14 protein-coding genes are annotated in these 16,342 nt (G+C 65.4%); 10 read left to right on the top strand and 4 right to left on the bottom strand.

Annotated features, from left to right (window positions below):
- Window positions 1–86: 86 nt before the first annotated feature.
- Complete coding sequence (locus tag E1161_RS04885; RefSeq protein ID WP_132620000.1) at window positions 87–1,178, bottom strand: LCP family protein; 1,092 nt, start codon at window positions 1,176–1,178, stop codon at window positions 87–89.
- Between the two features lie 28 nt (window positions 1,179–1,206).
- Here E1161_RS04885 and E1161_RS04880 point away from each other — a divergent pair, with 28 nt between their 5' ends.
- Both E1161_RS04880 and E1161_RS04875 read left to right on the top strand, forming a co-directional pair.
- Window positions 1,207–1,422 (top strand): hypothetical protein, encoded by a 216-nt coding sequence (locus tag E1161_RS04880; RefSeq protein WP_132619998.1) that lies wholly within the window; start codon window positions 1,207–1,209, stop codon window positions 1,420–1,422.
- A gap of 465 nt (window positions 1,423–1,887) precedes the next feature.
- Window positions 1,888–3,210: a glycosyltransferase family 4 protein gene (locus tag E1161_RS04875; RefSeq protein ID WP_132619996.1), complete on the top strand. Its 1,323-nt coding sequence runs from the start codon at window positions 1,888–1,890 to the stop codon at window positions 3,208–3,210.
- Window positions 3,211–3,212: 2 nt separating this feature from the next.
- Here the strand turns inward: E1161_RS04875 and E1161_RS28630 are convergent, their stop codons facing one another.
- Together E1161_RS28630 and E1161_RS04865 are read right to left on the bottom strand one after the other, a co-directional pair.
- The gene (locus E1161_RS28630) at window positions 3,213–3,857 is read right to left on the bottom strand and encodes an arsenate reductase/protein-tyrosine-phosphatase family protein (protein WP_408011946.1); all 645 of its coding nucleotides are present in this window, start codon (window positions 3,855–3,857) and stop codon (window positions 3,213–3,215) included.
- A 114-nt stretch (window positions 3,858–3,971) separates the two neighbouring features.
- Window positions 3,972–5,537 carry a polysaccharide biosynthesis tyrosine autokinase gene (locus E1161_RS04865; RefSeq protein WP_132619992.1) on the bottom strand — a complete coding sequence of 522 codons (1,566 nt, stop codon included), beginning with the start codon at window positions 5,535–5,537 and terminating at the stop codon, window positions 3,972–3,974.
- Between the two features lie 149 nt (window positions 5,538–5,686).
- Between E1161_RS04865 and E1161_RS04860 the strand changes: the two genes are divergently transcribed.
- The 8 genes from E1161_RS04860 to E1161_RS04825 all read left to right on the top strand — a co-directional run bounded on the left by E1161_RS04860 (window position 5,687) and on the right by E1161_RS04825 (window position 14,808).
- On the top strand, window positions 5,687–6,892 hold the full coding sequence (locus E1161_RS04860; protein WP_235874786.1) for a polysaccharide biosynthesis protein: 1,206 nt from the start codon (window positions 5,687–5,689) through the stop codon (window positions 6,890–6,892).
- Window positions 6,893–6,908: 16 nt separating this feature from the next.
- Window positions 6,909–8,147 (top strand): DegT/DnrJ/EryC1/StrS family aminotransferase, encoded by a 1,239-nt coding sequence (locus tag E1161_RS04855; RefSeq protein ID WP_132619988.1) that lies wholly within the window; start codon window positions 6,909–6,911, stop codon window positions 8,145–8,147.
- The gene (locus E1161_RS04850; protein WP_132619986.1) at window positions 8,144–8,767 is read left to right on the top strand and encodes a sugar transferase; all 624 of its coding nucleotides are present in this window, start codon (window positions 8,144–8,146) and stop codon (window positions 8,765–8,767) included. The genes E1161_RS04855 and E1161_RS04850 overlap by 4 nt, the downstream gene beginning before the upstream one ends.
- A gap of 124 nt (window positions 8,768–8,891) precedes the next feature.
- The gene (locus E1161_RS04845; protein ID WP_235874785.1) at window positions 8,892–9,503 is read left to right on the top strand and encodes an acyltransferase; all 612 of its coding nucleotides are present in this window, start codon (window positions 8,892–8,894) and stop codon (window positions 9,501–9,503) included.
- Window positions 9,500–10,612, top strand: a complete 1,113-nt coding sequence (locus E1161_RS04840; RefSeq protein WP_132619984.1) for a DegT/DnrJ/EryC1/StrS family aminotransferase — start codon at window positions 9,500–9,502, stop codon at window positions 10,610–10,612. The genes E1161_RS04845 and E1161_RS04840 overlap by 4 nt, the downstream gene beginning before the upstream one ends.
- Window positions 10,609–11,601 (top strand): Gfo/Idh/MocA family protein, encoded by a 993-nt coding sequence (locus tag E1161_RS04835; RefSeq protein ID WP_132619982.1) that lies wholly within the window; start codon window positions 10,609–10,611, stop codon window positions 11,599–11,601. Before E1161_RS04840 ends, E1161_RS04835 begins: the two co-directional genes overlap by 4 nt.
- Complete coding sequence (locus E1161_RS04830) at window positions 11,601–12,926, top strand: nucleotide sugar dehydrogenase (RefSeq protein ID WP_132619980.1); 1,326 nt, start codon at window positions 11,601–11,603, stop codon at window positions 12,924–12,926. Before E1161_RS04835 ends, E1161_RS04830 begins: the two co-directional genes overlap by 1 nt.
- 676 nt (window positions 12,927–13,602) lie before the next feature.
- Window positions 13,603–14,808 (top strand): lipopolysaccharide biosynthesis protein, encoded by a 1,206-nt coding sequence (locus tag E1161_RS04825; protein WP_165939688.1) that lies wholly within the window; start codon window positions 13,603–13,605, stop codon window positions 14,806–14,808.
- A 142-nt stretch (window positions 14,809–14,950) separates the two neighbouring features.
- On the opposite strand, the gene E1161_RS04820 is transcribed toward E1161_RS04825, so the two are convergent.
- Entirely contained in the window at window positions 14,951–16,096 is a 1,146-nt protein-coding gene (locus E1161_RS04820; RefSeq protein ID WP_132619976.1) for a glycosyltransferase family 4 protein, read from the bottom strand.
- Window positions 16,097–16,342: the final 246 nt, after the last annotated feature.

Here is a 16,342-nt window from a genome sequence, read left to right as displayed (position 1 = left end):
GAGAACAGCCGTCGCGCTGCTCTGCTGGGAACCGCGGGTGGTGCCTGCGAGGGGTGGGTGTGCGGAGCAGCTTGAATGCTCGTGACTCACTGCGGTGTCGTCGGCTGCGTCTCGGCGGGATGGGCTCGCAGGTAGCGGTCGACCGAACCTGACTCGAACGCCTTCCAGAATTCGGCACCGCGCGTGGTGTCGAGTCTGACGACCGACAGCCCCTCCTCTTCACCGATGCCGGCGACCGGAACGGTGAGCGACGTGAGCGCGTTGGGGTCCAGGGACATGAGGGCGAAGGCGAGGGTGCGGAGCTCGTCGTTGGTGAGCGTCGCGTCCACGCTCACCATGCGGGTCACGGCGTGCAGCAGATCGTACGCGCGCCGGGGATTGGTGTAGGTGTCGTTGGAGGAGGCCTTCTTCACGAGTGCGCGCACCAGGTTCTGCTGCCGCTCGACCCGGTCGAGGTCGCCGCGGGGCAACCCGTGTCGTTGGCGCACATAGGCCAGTGCGCTGTGTCCGTCGAGGTGGTTGATGCCCTTCGTGAACCTGACGGGGCCTTGCGGGGTGTCGGTCGCGGTGTCGTTGGCAATCGCGACGTCGACGCCTCCCAGCGCGTCGACGATGCCGCGGAGCCCGGCGAAGTCCACATTCGCGAAGTGGTCCACGCGCACCCCGGTGAGCTGTTCGATCGTGCGGACCAGCAGGCTCGGGCCCCCGAAGGCGAAGGCGCTGTTGAGCTTGCCCTTGCCATGTCCGGGGATGTCGACCCAGCTGTCCCGCGGAACGGAGACGACCGCGGCGCTCCGCCGGTCGGCGGACAGACGAGCGATCATGATCACGTCGCTGCGCTGACTCCCGGCCGAAGCCGGTGTGCTCGCCGCGCTTCCGGTGGTGTGCTCCTCGGTCCCGTTGTCCGCTCCGATGAGGAGGAACGTGGTGCTCGCGTCAGTGGTGGCTGCCTCCGGTGGGCGGCCGGATGCGGGGAGGTCGGTGAAGACCCCCGGAACGCGCTCCACGCGCTTCGCGAGGTGTTCGCTGACCCCGTACAGGGCGCCCACCCCGAGGCACGCGAGCAGGAGCAGGGCCGTCAGCGAGGCCATGACCGCCCGTCGCGCGCGTCGGCGCCGGCGAGCCCGATCGGTTGGCTCGTCGGTCGTCTCGCTGTCAGGTTCGCCGAAGAGGTTCATCGTCTCCTACCCATTCCAGCAGTGATTCGTGTTGGGCTACTTCTCCGCCGGGAAGCGGGCCGACGACCTGGTTGATCGCCGATGGTCGACCGCTACCTGCGACTGGAAGTTCCAGCTACCGCCGCAGTGGCGGGTGACTGCACGGCGAACGTGGTCACCGACGAAGATGGGCCGGCTGCTCGCGACTTCGCGCAAGGCTCGAAATCTCTTTCGCATTCCGCGCGATGCCATCGGCGTGATGTGATCGGGAAATTACAGAATCGAGGCCGGATGCGCGCGGCGGGAATGACACTTCGGTAATCGATGGTTCGAGTTCACCGCCACGCGTGCCCTCGGCACAGTTTCCTCGTCAGTGGCGGGCAGTCGACACGGCTTGTCCGAAATCGTCGCTCGAGCGAACGCGGTGGGGTGTCGAACGGTTCGTTCCACGTCGAGCGACCACGCCCCTCACGAGCATCCGCGCCACTGGGTTCGAGATCCACACCAGAGGGTTATCGCGTCGAAGCCTGGTACTGCGTTTGAGCAGTTGGGCGGGGTGAAGACTGTTATGGCCACCGCCAGCATGTCATGCGTCCGGGGGGCCAGGTGGGACGAACTCCCGCTCTTCGGTGTCCTGTCACCGCGCCGGTCGCGTCGGGTGATCTTATCTTGGTCTCGTCGCAACTCCAGGCAAGTGTCCCAGTGGGACAGTGGTGCCTGACGTCCGCCGTTGACCATCGAGGTGACCGTGCGTCGTACATCGCCCTCCGTGCTGGTGCTCAACCAGTTCGCCAAACCGCGCAGCGAATCCGGCGGAACTCGACACATCGAGCTCTTCGACCGACTGAGCGGATGGTGTTTCCGCATCGTCGCCGGCGACCGCGACCTCTACACCGGGCGGAGCTTCTCGTGCCGCGAACCGGGGTTCACGACGATCCGCGTCAGCGGTTACCAGAAGAACGATCACCGCCGGATACTGAACTGGATCAGCTACAGCCTGGGTGCGTTCTCCGCCGGAATGAAAGGCCAGCGTCCCAGCGTCGTCTACGCCACCTCACCCCACCTGCTCACCCCGTTGGTCGGCTGGTTGCTGGCGCGACTGCGCCGGTGCGGGTTCGTGCTCGAGGTGCGTGACCTCTGGCCGCAGTCGATGGTCGAACTCGGCCACTTGCGGGAGGGGTCTCCGCTGCATCGAGCGCTGTGCGCAGTGGAGGCGTGGCTCTACCGGAGGGCCGATCACATCGTGGTCGTCACCGACGGGTGGCTTCCCCACTTCGAGCGGCTGGGTATCGACCGAGGCCGGGTGACGACCGTCAGCAACGGTGCCGAACCCAGCGACTTCCGAGTCAACCCGGCGATCACCCCGCTCCGCGAGCGCGTTGCTGTCCGCGGTCGCTTGGTGGTGTTCGCCGGGGCCCACGGCGTCAAGGACGGGGTGCAGGCCGTGCTCGACGCCGCCGCCGAGCTACGCGAACACACCTTCCTCCTCATCGGTGACGGCATGGACAAGGCGCGTCTCGTGGACTACGCCCGTGTGCACGGGCTGTCGAACGTGCACTTCCTCGACATGCTCCCGAAGGACGAACTGTGCGGAATCCTCAGTGGAGCCGACATCGGGGTGCATGCGGTGGCAGACCTGCCGTTGTTCCGCCTCGGTATGAGCCCCAACAAGCTCTACGACTACCTGGCCGCTGGGCTGCCCGTGGTCACCAACGCCGCGGGTGAGCCGCGCGAGATCGTCGAGAACTCCGGCGCGGGTTTCGGCGTCGCCCCGACCGGACTCGCCGATGGCATTCGGGCGCTGGCTGAGCTGGATGACTCGGAGCTCGCAAGAATGCGTCGCAACGCGGTGCGATACGTGAACCGCCACAAATCGCGGACCGTGCAAGCCGCGCGGTTGCAGTCGGTGCTGGACGGGGTGATCGGACGAGCACCTGCCGAGCTCCATGCCCCCCTTGCTCAGGATGGGACCACAGGCGATCGCGCGCACACGCACGTTGAGGTCCCGCAACGCTCGGACCGCGTGCTGGCGTCCACGAGCGACCTGCGGTGAACCTAACGACCGGCTGTGGACGGGGAGCTCGACGAATCAACCGACCACAGGGCTGAAACCGCGTTTCGGACGGCGTAGGTGATCAGCGCCGTGACGAGGCGGTGAGTCTCAGCGCCCTTCCGAAAAGGGTCGGGAATCTCACGGTGGCGCGCAGGACGGACGACACCTCGGCGGTTGCGCCCGATTCGGACCACTTCGCGCGCTCGTTGGACCGGGTCTGCGGGGAGCGCGTGGCCGGACAGATCCGTCGATGCGAGCAGGTGCGCGAACTCGAGCATGCTGAACGTGGTCCTGAGCGCAGGTGCGTGCTGCTCGACGACGGCAGCGCGGTGTGGCAGTTCGGCGGTGAGGACGAGGTCGGCATCTTGCAGGTGTGAGGTGGTCAGCCGCTTGGCTGTGAACCCGTCGCCGTCCAGCCCCATTCCTCGGAGTTCTGCTTCCACGTGCGGGTCCATCGCGGAACCCTGCAACGCGTGCGTGCCGGCGCTGCTGATGACGATCTTGCCGCAGTTCGCCCCGAGCTGTTGGTCGATGACGGACCGCGCGAGGTACTCGGCGAACGGGGACCGGCAGATGTTCCCAGTGCACACGAACAGTATCGAAAAGCGGTCCGGGGCCGGGTGGGGAATGCTCGCTGCAGCAATCATGGGAACGTCCAGTTCTGCGCCGGTGTGGTCTTCCGAACTCGTTCGCATGCGCGGTGGGGCGCGCGCGAATGCTTGGGCGCACTGGTCTCAGCGAGCCCAAGCATCTCGGTCGGGTCATCTGTGCGCGCTGTGCTCGCTGATCAGGTCCATCACGGGCTGCTCGGCGTCATGGGAGGCCGTTGTGCGAGCTGCGAGCTGTGAACTGTAGTGCACGGGCTGAGTGCTTCCCATCGCATCCACGTCGGCCGATCTTTCAGCCACCGGGCCGTGACCGTAGTAGTGGTAGCTGCTGGTACTGGGTGCGGGAGCCATGTTCAAGATCGTTCCGAACACTCGGGCACCGACCCCGGCGAGCATTTCCAGTGAGGACCTGACGAGGTCGGTGGTCGTCTTCCCGTGCCGGACGACCAGCAGCGCGCCGTCGCAGTGCGCGGCCAATGCCGCGGCATCGGTCACCGGAAGCAGTGGGGGAGCGTCCACGAGAACCAGGTCGAACTGCTCTCGCAACGTGGTCAGGAGGGTTCTCATCTGGTTGGACGCGACGAGCTCGCTGGGGTTGGGGGGAACCGGGCCGCTGGCCAGGACGCTGAACATCTCACCCCACGGCTGCAAGGCATCCTCGAGCGAGACCCGGCCAACGAGAACGCTGGTGAGCCCCACCGCGTTCTCGAGGCCGAGGTAGTCGGAGGCGCGCGGGCGACGCAGGTCGGCCTCGATCACGGCAACCCGGTGGCCCGCTTGCGCGGCGGCGATCGCCAGGTTGGAGAGCGTCGTGCTCTTGCCCTCCTCGGGCACCGAACTCGTCACCAGAAGTACCGACGCGGGGTGATCGATGTCCACGTACTGCAGGTTCGTTCGGATTTGCCGGAACGATTCCGCGCGCGGGGCATGCGGGTCGTCGTGCACGACGAGCGGCCTGTTCGAGACCTGCGGGGAGTACGCCACGGTGCCCAGGTTGGGAAGTTCGGTCAGCGCCGTGAGCTGCGCCGCCGACTTGATCGAGTTGTCCAGTGATTGGCGTGCGAAAGCACCCGCCAAGCCGCAGAACATGCCGAGCAGCACACCGAACGCGCAGTATCGGATGGGGGTGGGGGCGACCGGCTCGCTGGACAGCGTTGCTGGTTGGACGACCCTGGCGATCACGGTGGGGGCACTTCCGTCCGCCGGCTGTTCCAGCTCGGTGACCAGCCTGGTGAACTGTTCTCCGAGTGCGCCTGCAAGGCGCTGCGCCTGCTGGGGCGAGGGGTCGGAGACCGTGGCTGTGATGAGGACTGTGTCGGGCTTGGCAACAGCGGTGATCCGATCAGCGAGTTCTTCGGCCTTCACGGGCAAACGGAGGCGTTCAACGACCTCACCGCTGAGCCGTTCACTGCTGAGCAGGGCCACGTAGGACTGCACCTTCTGCGCCGACAGCAGACTGCCCTGGTAGGCATCAGCCGTGTCGGTTGCCCGAGCGGAGATGAAGAGTGTCGTGTGCGAGGTGTATCGAGGCTGCATGCCGAAGCTGACGGCCAAAGCGACGAGCAGCCCTAGGAACGACCCGGCTACGACAAGACGCCAGCGCTCTCTCACGACTTGCAGGTACCCGCTGAAAGTCACGCGAATTCTCCTCGTCTTGTAGATCACTTTCCCCGAGAAGTTAACTGCAAGCGGGGTCGGGGCACCACGCGAGATCACCATCCGATGGGATGATCGTCGCAGCTCTGGCCGAGCGCGACGCACCAGCGACTGCTAAATCTTTGTGCGGGTCAAGCCGCCAATGTCGGCGAATGGTGGCGATCTGGGCATGGCGTGGTCGTCCTCCATGCAGCTGCAGAGGAGCTTTCGAAATGAGAAGAACCATTGACCACCCGTGGGCATCGGAGCGGAGTGATGGTGCCGAAGCGAGCGCGGAACCCGAAATCGCACTTCGTGAAACGCCTACTCTTCCGAGCTTCCCGGGCCGATGGGAAAGTCCTGCGAATCAGGTGCTACCCGCGCGCGACTTGGCGATGGCCGGGACCGATCTCGAGCTTGATGATCTGCTCGGCCGGAGCCCGGTTTACATCGACATGGGCGAAGTCCTCCACAGCCTGGTCGGGAAACGAGTGCTGGTCACCGGCGCTGGTGGTTCGATCGGTTCCGAGCTGTGCCGGCACATCCACCGACTTGGTCCCGAAGAACTGATGATGTTGGACAGGGACGAGTCGGCCCTGCACACCGTCCAACTCGCTCTGCACGGGCGGGCGTTGCTGGATTCTCCAGAAATAGTCCTCGCCGATATCCGTGATCAAGAAAACCTGAAGGCGATCTTCCTCGAACGCCAACCCCAGGTGGTGTTCCACGCCGCAGCCCTGAAGCATCTACCGATATTGCAGCGGTACCCGGGTGAGGCGTGGAAGACCAACGTGGTCGGTACGCAGAACGTGCTGCGCGCAGCGGAGAGCGTCGGTGTGGAGAGATTCGTCAACGTCTCCACCGACAAGGCTGCGAACCCGGCCAGTGTCCTCGGTTATTCGAAGCGCATCGCCGAGCGGCTCACCGCCGAGGTCGCGCAGCGGGCGGACGGGACTTATGTTTCCGTGCGTTTCGGGAACGTGCTCGGCAGCAGAGGTTCGGTGTTGGGCGCCTTCATCGATCAGATCTCCGCGGGCGGGCCGGTCACAGTAACGCATCCGGATGTGACGCGGTTCTTCATGACCGTGTCGGAGGCGGTGCAGCTCGTGATCTACGCGGCGGCCATCGGCCGGTCCGGTGAAGCGCTCGTGCTGGACATGGGTGCACCGGTGCGCATCGATGACCTCGCCCGACGGCTGATCCGTCGAAGCGGCCGACCCATCGAGATCGTCTACACCGGACTCCGGGGTGGGGAGAAGCTGCACGAGGTCCTCTTCGACCGCAGCGAGAATGATCACCGACCCTTGCAGCCGTCCATCGCGCACGTGTCGATGCCCGGACTCGAGCTGGCAGGCCTGCAGGAGGCGGACTTCCGCTCACCGGCTGAGCTGATGACGCTGCTGTCGGATCTCGCGACTCGTGTTACCCAGCCGACGTGACGACGGGATGATGGCCATGAAGGTGGAATCGCGAGTGGGAACGCTGGCCTTGGACGGTGGCCGACCGGTGCGCCATGACCCGCTCCCGGGCTGGCCCGCGTTCGACGACGACGACAGACGAGCCGTAGACCGCGTGCTGAAGTCGGGCCGCGTCAACTACTGGACGGGGGACCAGGGTCGGCTGTTCGAAGAAGAATTCGCGCAGTGGGCGCGCGTTCCGCACGCGGTGGCGGTGGCCAACGGCACGCTTGCCCTGGAGATCGCGTTGCGGGCCTGGGGAGTTGGTCCCGGCGACGAGGTGATCGTTCCGGCGGCGACGTTCTTCGGGACCGCCAGCGCGGTGGTTGCCTGCGGCGCGGTGCCCGTGGTCGTGGACGTGGACCGGGACACGCAGTGCTTGACACCGGCCACGGTGGAAGCGGCCTTGACCGATCGCACCACGGCGGTGGTCGTCGTGCACCTGGCCGGTTGTCCGGCGAACGTGCGCGACCTGCTGGCACTGACCCGTTCCCGAGGGCTCGGTCTCATCGAGGATTGCGCGCAGGCGCACGGAGCCCGAATCGACGAACGTCCCGTCGGCACTTTCGGTGACCTGGCCACGTGGTCCTTCTGCCAGGACAAGATCATGACCACGGGCGGTGAGGGAGGTGCCATCACCTCGAGCCACGAAGACCTGTTCCGCAGGTGCTGGGAGCTGAAGGACCACGGCAAGAGCTACGACGCGGTGCACCACCGCCGGCACGCTCCCGGGTTTCGCTGGCTGCACGAGAGTTTCGGGACCAACGCCCGCATGACCGAGGTGCAGGCGGCCGTCGGGCGCAGCCAGCTGCCCAAAGTCGACAGGTGGGTGAACAGCCGACGCGCCCATGCCGGACAGCTGCGCGACGCGCTCGGCACCTTGGAGGCGCTACGCCTGCCGAACCTCCCGGAGGGAACGGCGCATTCCTACTACAAGTTCTACGCGCACGTCGATCCTGCTCGCCTCGGGGAGGGGTGGTCCCGGGACCGGGTGATCGCGGCGATCAACGCTGAGGGAATCCCGTGCTGGCACGGTGGCTGTGCCGAAATACACCGGGAGAAGGCCTTCACCGCCACCGGTCGTCCGTCGGGCGTGCTGCCCGTCGCGGCCGAACTCGGGGCGACGTCGCTGATGCTACCGGTGCACCCGACTCTCTCGGTGGCCGATGTCGATGACATCGCAGAAGCGGTCTCGCGCGTCATGCGCGCCTCGATGACACGGGTGGTGGCGGCATGAGACGAATCGTCGACATCCTGATCGTCCTGCTCGCCGGCCTCGTGATCGTCCCGTTGTGCTTGGTCATCGCCGTGGTGATCCTGTGCACGATGGGCAGGCCCGTGATGTTCCGGCAGACCCGCTCCGGCAGGTATGGCAAGACGTTCGGAATCCTGAAGTTCCGCACGATGCACGTGTGCACGGCTGAGGGGCAGTCTGACGCGCAGCGGCAGACGAAGGTCGGTCAGTTCTTGCGACGGTACAGCCTGGACGAGTGGCCGCAGCTGTGGAACGTGCTCCGCGGCGACATGTCCCTGATCGGCCCAAGACCGACGTTGCCGGTGCAGGTGGAGCATTACACGGCCAGGCAGCGGGGACGGCTTGACGTGCTGCCCGGTCTCACCGGGTGGGCGCAGGTGCAGGGCCGCAATTCGCTGAGCTGGGCCCAGCGGATCGAACTGGATCTCTGGTACATCAACCACCGTTCGCTCCGGCTAGAACTGTTGATCGTAGCGCTGACGGTGGTGCAGCTCGTTCGGCCGCGAGGCGTCGTCGGCCCCAACAGGATCAATCCCGGCTTTCCGCAGCGCAAGGAGCTCCCGCAACCGGTGGAGAGCTCACAGGCAGGAGGAGTGAGATGACCGCGCCGCAGCGGTTCTGTGGAGTTCGCATGGTGGTCGGAGTCGGATCCGCGCTGAGCCGCATCGCGGTGCTGCACGCGCCGAGCACCGATCGACGAAGGTGGGTGGCGAGTTGACGGGTCTGGTGAGTGACGGTGTAGGTGGTCCGGTGGTGTCGGCGTCCGCCGACGTGGCGGAGACTGCCGCCCTAGGTGCGGGCAGTCGCGTGTGGGACCTGGCGCAGGTGCGCGAGAACGCCGAGATCGGCAGGCGATGCGTGCTCGGCCGGGGAGCCTGCGTGGACGCGGGTGTGCGGATCGGCGACAACGTCAAGATTCAGAACTACGCCTTGGTCTACTCCCCCGCGGTCCTGGCCGACGGCGTTTTCGTCGGCCCTTCCGCGGTTCTCACCAATGACACCTACCCGCGCGCGGTAGGTGTGGACGGTGCGCCGCTAGGCCCGGGCAACTGGGTCCCGGTCGGGGTCGTGGTGGGCGAGGGCGCTTCGCTGGGGGCCCGCTCGGTGTGCGTTGCGCCCGTGGTCGTGGGCCGCTGGGCCCTGGTCGGCGCCGGCGCTGTCGTCGTGGACGACGTTCCAGATTTCGGCTTGGTCGTGGGCAACCCCGCGCGTCGCATCGGGTGGGTGGGACCGGCCGGTGTCCGACTGGAGTCGGCTGGCAGCGGGCGCTGGCTCTGTCCCCGCACTGGTGCGCGCTTTGTCGAGATCGACGGGATTCTCAGGGAGGAGGGTCGGTGACCGGCACGAGGACTGGTATTCAGCTCGCCCGCCCGATCATCGGAGCCGAGGAGCGCTCCGAGGTCGATCGGGTTCTCGCGAGTGGGATGTTGGCGCAAGGCGCCGAGGTGGCCTCGTTCGAGGCGGAGTTCTCGGAGCACGTGTGCGGCAGGCCGTGCGTGGCCGTGAACTCGGGAACCAGCGCGCTGCTGTTGGCCCTGATGGCCATGGGCATCGGCAGGGGTGACGAGGTGATCATTCCCGGCTTCACCTTCGCAGGCACGGCGAACGCGGTGGTTCTGGCTGGTGCCACGCCCGTGTTCGCCGACATCGACCCGACGCACTTCTGCATCGATCCGCGCGCCGTGGAAGCTGCGATAAGCCCGCGCACCGCTGCGGTGATCCCGGTGCACCTCTACGGCCATCCAGCGGACATGGAGCAGCTGATGGCGATCGCCGAGCGCCACGGACTCGCCGTGCTGGAGGACGCCGCGCAGGCGCACCTGGCAGCGTGGCGGTCGCGACCGGTCGGGACGTTCGGTGCGACCGCCGCTTTCAGCTTCTACCCGACGAAAAACATGACCACTGGTGAAGGCGGCCTGGTCGTGTGCGCAGACTCGGAAACGGCCCGTCGGGTGAAGATGTTGCGCAACCAAGGGATGGCGGGCCGCTACGAGCACGAGGTCATCGGCTACAACGCGAGGATGACCGACATCGGCGCTGCCATCGGTCGCGTGCAGTTGCGGCGGTTGCCGGGCTGGACGTCGACTCGCAGGGCGAACGCATCGCGGCTGTCGACGGAGTTCGCGGCCGCCCGCATCGACCCGGTGGTCGTGTTGCCACAGGTGGCAGATGGCGCGGACCCGGTGTGGCACCAGTACACGGTGCGCGTTCGAGGTCGCGACGAGGTCGCGGCCGAACTCGCCGAGGCCGGCGTGGGGTCAGCGGTGCACTACCCGCACGCGCTGAACCAACTGGCGCTGTACCGAAGCGTTTGCCAACGGGTGCCTGTGCTGCCGGTCGCGGAGCGCGCGTCTCGCGAGGTGCTGTCGCTGCCGGTGCATCCCTCGTTGTCCGATGCGGACCTCTCCGCGGTGGTCTCGGCGGTGTGCAGGGCGGTGCGGAGATGACAGCGTTGCGTGCAGGTTTGATCGGCCTCGGGATGATGGGCCGCAACCACATGCGGGTGCTGGGCGCCCTCCCGGATGTTGATCTGGTCGCAGTGGTGGACGCCGATGAACGCGCGCACCGTGCGGCAGGCGGTGTGGAGTTCCTCGCCGATGTCGACGCGCTGCTGGAACGCAAGCTCGACCTGTGCGTGCTGGCGACTCCCACCGCGACGCACGAGGCACTCGGGACGCGGCTCGCCGAGGCGGGAGTTCCGACGTTGATCGAGAAGCCGCTGGCGCACGACGAGCGGTCGGCTGCTGCGTTGGTGGAGACGTTCGAGCGCAACGACGTGCTCGGCTGCGTCGGGCACATCGAGCGGTTCAACCCCGCGTTGCAGGACTTGCGGCAGCGACTGGCGGACGAAGCGCTCGGCGAGATCTACCAGGTGTTCACGCGGAGGCAAGGGCCTTTCCCGGCGCGTGTCTCCGACGTGGGGGTGATCTTCGACCTCGCCACGCACGACATCGACCTGACGTCTTGGGTGGTGGGTGCCAGCTACGGCTCGGTGTCGGCCAGGGTCGCCCACAAGAGCGGCCGAACCAACGAGGACCTGGTCAGCGTGGTCGCCGAGCTGGTCGACGGGACCGTCGTCACCCACCTCGTGAACTGGCTGTCGCCGATGAAGGAGCGGGTCGTGGTGGTTGCCGGGGAGCGCGGGTGTCTGGTCGCCGACACCCTCACCGCTGATATCACTCTGTACCAGAACGGTTCGCAGCCCACCGAGTGGGGGGCCTTGGCGGCGTTCCGAGGCGTGGCGGAAGGGAACATGACGCGGTTCGCGATCGCCAAACCTGAACCGTTGCACACCGAGCTCGCCGCTTTCGCTGCCGCTGTTCGCGGTGAGGACAGCCGAATCGTGACCTTGCGCGACGGGCTGGCCACGGTCTCGGTGGCGGAAGCGTTGCGCCTGTCGGCCCAGTCCGGCTCGACCGTCAAGGTGGGGGAGTAATGAAGATCACCGTCGTCGGCCTCGGCAAGATCGGGTTGCCGCTGGCCGTGCAGTTCGCCGGACGCGGCCATGAGGTGCAGGGCGTGGACATCGAGCCTGCTGTGGTGGAAGCGGTCGCTGCGGGCCGGCCTCCCTTCCCCGGTGAGGACCAGCTGGCTGATCGGCTCGGTCAAGCGATCTCCTCTGGTGCGCTGCGACCCCGCACTGACACCGCCGACGCTGTCAGTGCGAGCGAGTTCGTCGTGGTGGTCGTGCCGTTGTACGTCGATGGCCTGGGCGACCCGGACTTCAGAGCGCTGGATTCCGCCACCGGCGAGGTGGCGCGCGGCCTTCGCCCCGGAACCCTCGTGAGCTACGAGACCACGTTGCCGGTGGGTTGCACCAGGCAGCGGATCGCGCCACTGCTGCGATCCGGCAGTGGCCTGCAGCCCGGTGCGGACTTCTCCCTGGTGTTCAGCCCGGAGCGCGTCTACTCGGGCCGGGTCTTCAGCGATCTGGCGCGCTACCCCAAGCTCGTCGGCGGAATCGATGAGGCCAGCGGTCGGCGTGCGATCGACTGCTACTCCGAGGTGCTGTCCTTCGACGAACGCCCGGACCTGGTTAAGCCGAACGGCGTGTGGGACCTCGGGTCGGCAGAGGCTGCTGAGTTCGCCAAGCTCGCGGAGACCACCTACCGGGACGTCAACATCGGCCTGGTCAACCAGTTCGCGCTGCACGCCCATCGGATCGGGGTCGACCTCGACCGCGTGATCGAGGCTTGCAATTCGCAGCCGTTCAGCCACCTGCACCGTCCGGGCATCGCCGTCGGAGGCCACTGCATCCCGGTCTACCCGCAGTTCTACTTGAACGGTGACCCGCACGCGAGCATCGTGCGCGCGGCGAGGGAGGCCAACAGCGCGATGCCCGCACGTGCCATCGAGCTGCTGGGGGAAGCCAGCAACGGGCTGGCCGGACTCCGGGTGGCCGTGCTCGGCGCGGCATATCGGGGTGGGGTTCGAGAAACCGCGTTCTCGGGGGTCTTCGATGCGGTGGCAGCTCTTCGCGCGCACGGTGCCGAAGCTCTGGTGCACGATCCGCTCTACACCCCGAACGAGCTCGAGGGACTGGGGTTCGCCTCTTACCAGCCGGGGGACCCGGTCGACTGCGCTGTGGTTCAAGCAGACCACGACGAGTACCGGACCTGGTCGGCCGCTGACCTCCCTGGTGTGCGGACCGTGCTGGATGGACGCGGGGTGCTCGATCCGTCGCTGTGGCCCGGGGTCGATCTGCTGGTGCTCGGCCGAGAGAGTCGGCGCAGCCTTACGAGCATGCCAGTCAGTAGTTGAGAGCGGCACGGAACCCCGCTCTCGACCACCATCGCGGGCAGCGTCATGACTCCCACTGATGGAGCCCGTCTGGGCCGTGCGCGGACGCCCATGCGAGCAACCTGACGAGCTCTACAAGCCGGAAACAACGACGAACCGAACGTCCTGTGCGACGACGAAATTCGGCCGGATCGCCGAACAAGGCTAGGTCCTTGGTGCGTACCGCGATTGGTGCACAGGCCACGTGCTGAGCTCATTTCGACGCCTGCGCATCCGTAGGCAGATGCGCTCGTGAACCACGAAACCGCTTCTCAGCATCGGTGGCGGCATTCGCTCCTGCGCCGCTGCGGGGTAACCGAGGTGGGTGAAAACCTCCGCCCGTTCGAGGGTTAGTGGGTTGGTTCCCGCGCTTCGACCCGCGGTGCTCAACCTGGTGGTACATGATCTTACGCAGTGACCAGGAAAACTGACCGTACAGGGGCTCACCGGTGGAACGGCGAACCGGGAACTGCGGTTCAGCACCGTCCACTAGGGAGTCCCGAGGTTGTCGTCGCGCACGCGACACCAAACGAAGGTACAAGGGCAAAGGCGAGCCGATAGCATGCTGAGGACGAGGAAAGGAACTTTCGCTGGAGGGCTCGCTCGTGTCTTCGGTGGGACCGTAGCGGGTCAAGTAGTGGTTGTAGCGTGCTCTCCATTGCTCACGAGGTTGTTCACTCCGTCTGACTTCGGTGCGCTCGCCGTCTTCTCCGCCGTGGTGACGATTATGGGAGCAGTCTGCACGCTACGTCTCGAGACCGCCGTTTCGCTGCCGAAAACCGATCTGCGAGCTGCCTCAGTCGCATGGACTGCGCTCGGAATCGCGGCAGTCAGCACGATGATTTTCCTGATCATCGGCATCGCAGCGTCAGAACCCATAGCCGTAGCACTCGGTGCTCCAGTGCTAGCCAGGTATTGGTGGCTCCTGGCGCTCACTATGTTCGCGATCGGCGCGGGGCAGGTTCTCGCAGCATGGATGGTACGCACACGACGTTACGACGTGTTGGGGCGACGTGTTTTCGCGCAGGGTGTTGGTCAGGTCCTCGTTTCCCTTTCCCTTGGTGCCCTTGCGTGGAGACCAGTGGGTATTCTCCTGGGACTTTTCGCTGGGCGAGTGGCTGGTCTCGGCGGGTTGGTGTCGGCTAGAGGACTGCTGCATCAGCGTCGCCCACGATGGCGTGAAGTCAGAAGCGTGCTGTCACGATACCGACGCTTCCCCCTGATCGCGTCTTGGTCGGCGCTCTTGAACACAGCCGGGGCACAGGCCCCCCTGCTACTGATCAGCGCTCTCTACGGGCAGGTCGCCGTCGGCTTCGTCGCCCTGACGGTACGCGTCTTAGCTGCGCCTGCTGCGGTGATCGGCCAGTCCGTCGCCCAGGTTTATCTGGGTGAGGCCGGAGCAGCCAGCAGGGCACGGACGGCGGAGCTCCACCACTTCGTGAAGACGACAGTGCGTTGGCTAATGCTCGTTGGTCTCCCTCCGACCATCATCATCCTGTTGTTCGGATACTCGCTGTTCGGTTTTCTCTTCGGGCCGCAGTGGGCGGAATCGGGTCATTACGCACAAATTCTCAGCGTAGGCTACCTCGCCCAGTTCGCAGTGTCGCCCATCTCGCAGACGTTGCTTCTCATGGAACGCCAAGACATCCAGTTGAGGTGGGACATCTTGCGGCTGCTGCTCAGTGCAGGCGGACCGATTGTCTGCTTCGTTGTCGGGGCGCCAGTTGTCGTCGCCATTGTGGCCCTCTCAGCGAGTTCCGTGGCCGGCTTCGGTGTCCTGTACATGTACTGCAAGCGATATGCGGATCTCGCCGACCGCGAGGTGCTATCTGGGGTGAGAGGCACTGATGCAGGAATTTCCTGAATTAGAGGAAGGCTTCACTCCTCGAAACCGTGTTGACTTGGAGGGGATTGCCCTTGCCTGGCCTGCGGAGCTTCCTTGGTCGCAGCTCTGCTCACGTCACTCGTCACTCGCGGCTTTCTGATCGCGTTGTTGGTAGTCGCTCTCATGCCTGCATCGAGTCATCCTTCGAGAGAGCCGACTGGTACACGTTGAGGAGTTTCTCCTTCTCCCGGCTCCAGTTGATCTCGCCCGCGATCGCGCGCCGACCGTTCTGCCCCATCTGCTCGGCGCGTGCGGGGTCTTCGATGAGGGCTTTTGCAGCCTCCGCGATAGCGGATGTATCGTTGGGGTCCACCAGAATCCCGCAATCCAAGGATTCGACGATGTCGCGCCACAAGGGGAAGTCCGAAACTACGGCGGGAATGCCTGCCGCCATGTATTCGAAGAGCTTCGTGGGCAGAGCGTCCACATACGCTGGAGTCGGGTGCAATGTGACGAACCCGATCCGAGCTTGTGCTACCAACTTCCGTGCTTCATCGGGCGTCACGCGGCCATGGAAGTCAACTCGCGTCCAACCGGGAAATTCCTGCAATTCATCCAGCAACGTCGGCGGGTTCACGGGACCCGCTAGGGTCAAATGCCACGGTTCAGGCAGGAATTCGAGTGCAGAAAGCATCTCTCTGATCCCACGGCTGGTCGAAATTCCCCCTACGTAGACAATGGAATGCGACCGTTCTTGGTAGGGTGTAGCATCGTCCACCTTGTCCATGAGTTTGGGATAGTTGTGAACGATGGTGGTCTTCTTGCTCGGAAATTGTTCAGCAATAGTGCTCGTAGCTGCAATGATGTGGTCACAGGATCGACTCGCCGTCCAGCAGAGCGCCTTGGCCAAGAGGGAAGCCAGCCTTCGTGTGGCCGTCGTCAGATAGTGCTTGTGGAGCACCTGCACGGGCAAATCCTCGTGTGCGTCAAATATGACTCGGGCACCGCGGAGGCGTAGGATCGGGGCGAGCAGAACAAGCTCCGGATCGTGCAGGTGGTAGAAGTCAGCGCGTTGCTTCCAAGCCGCTGAAAGTGCACGCGGTATCCCGAACAAGATGCGGTGGACACGGCCGCGCAGAGGCGGGGCTGGCACGATCTCGACATTGGACTCGGTGCGAGCCGTGCTTGATTTGGCTATCAACGTAACGCGAAAACCATGTTGCGATAGCGTGCAACACTCCCGCTGGAAGACTCGAACGTCATCCCAGTGGTGCAGATTGGACAAGTGGACTACATGTGGCCGGGTACCATTCCGCGCATCTGCCATGAGTTCGATCGTATGCCTTGTATCGTTGAGATACTAGAAACGGAAGGTCGAATACACCAGATCGGGTCCCCTCCGTCGGTTTCGAGCAATTGACGCGAATCTGTGACTCGTGGGGCATTGCGCGCGCCGATGCCTCTCGGTGCGGTCCTGCAGTCCTACGGAGGGTGGCTTCACCAACTGCAGTTCGGCACTGAGGAAGCGCTATGGCGGTATACCTGAATGCGCAGATCAGTCAACGGAGCTCGA

The organism is Saccharopolyspora aridisoli (assembly GCF_004348445.1).
In the GTDB taxonomy this organism is placed as follows: domain Bacteria; phylum Actinomycetota; class Actinomycetes; order Mycobacteriales; family Pseudonocardiaceae; genus Saccharopolyspora; species Saccharopolyspora aridisoli.
This window is presented reverse-complemented; position numbering and strand designations above follow the sequence as displayed.

Excerpts from the sequence above, each read along its gene's own strand:
- E1161_RS04830 (WP_132619980.1), top strand. The coding sequence starts at position 11,601 with ATGAAGATCACCGTCGTCGGCCTCGGCAAGATCGGGTTGCCGCTGGCC.
- E1161_RS04850 (WP_132619986.1), top strand. The coding sequence starts at position 8,144 with ATGAGACGAATCGTCGACATCCTGATCGTCCTGCTCGCCGGCCTCGTG.
- E1161_RS28630 (WP_408011946.1), bottom strand. The coding sequence starts at position 3,857 with ATGATTGCTGCAGCGAGCATTCCCCACCCGGCCCCGGACCGCTTTTCG.
- E1161_RS04820 (WP_132619976.1), bottom strand. The coding sequence starts at position 16,096 with ATGGCAGATGCGCGGAATGGTACCCGGCCACATGTAGTCCACTTGTCC.
- E1161_RS04885 (WP_132620000.1), bottom strand. The coding sequence starts at position 1,178 with ATGAACCTCTTCGGCGAACCTGACAGCGAGACGACCGACGAGCCAACC.
- E1161_RS04865 (WP_132619992.1), bottom strand. The coding sequence starts at position 5,537 with ATGGTGATCTCGCGTGGTGCCCCGACCCCGCTTGCAGTTAACTTCTCG.
- E1161_RS04835 (WP_132619982.1), top strand. The coding sequence starts at position 10,609 with ATGACAGCGTTGCGTGCAGGTTTGATCGGCCTCGGGATGATGGGCCGC.
- E1161_RS04860 (WP_235874786.1), top strand. The coding sequence starts at position 5,687 with ATGAGAAGAACCATTGACCACCCGTGGGCATCGGAGCGGAGTGATGGT.
- E1161_RS04855 (WP_132619988.1), top strand. The coding sequence starts at position 6,909 with ATGAAGGTGGAATCGCGAGTGGGAACGCTGGCCTTGGACGGTGGCCGA.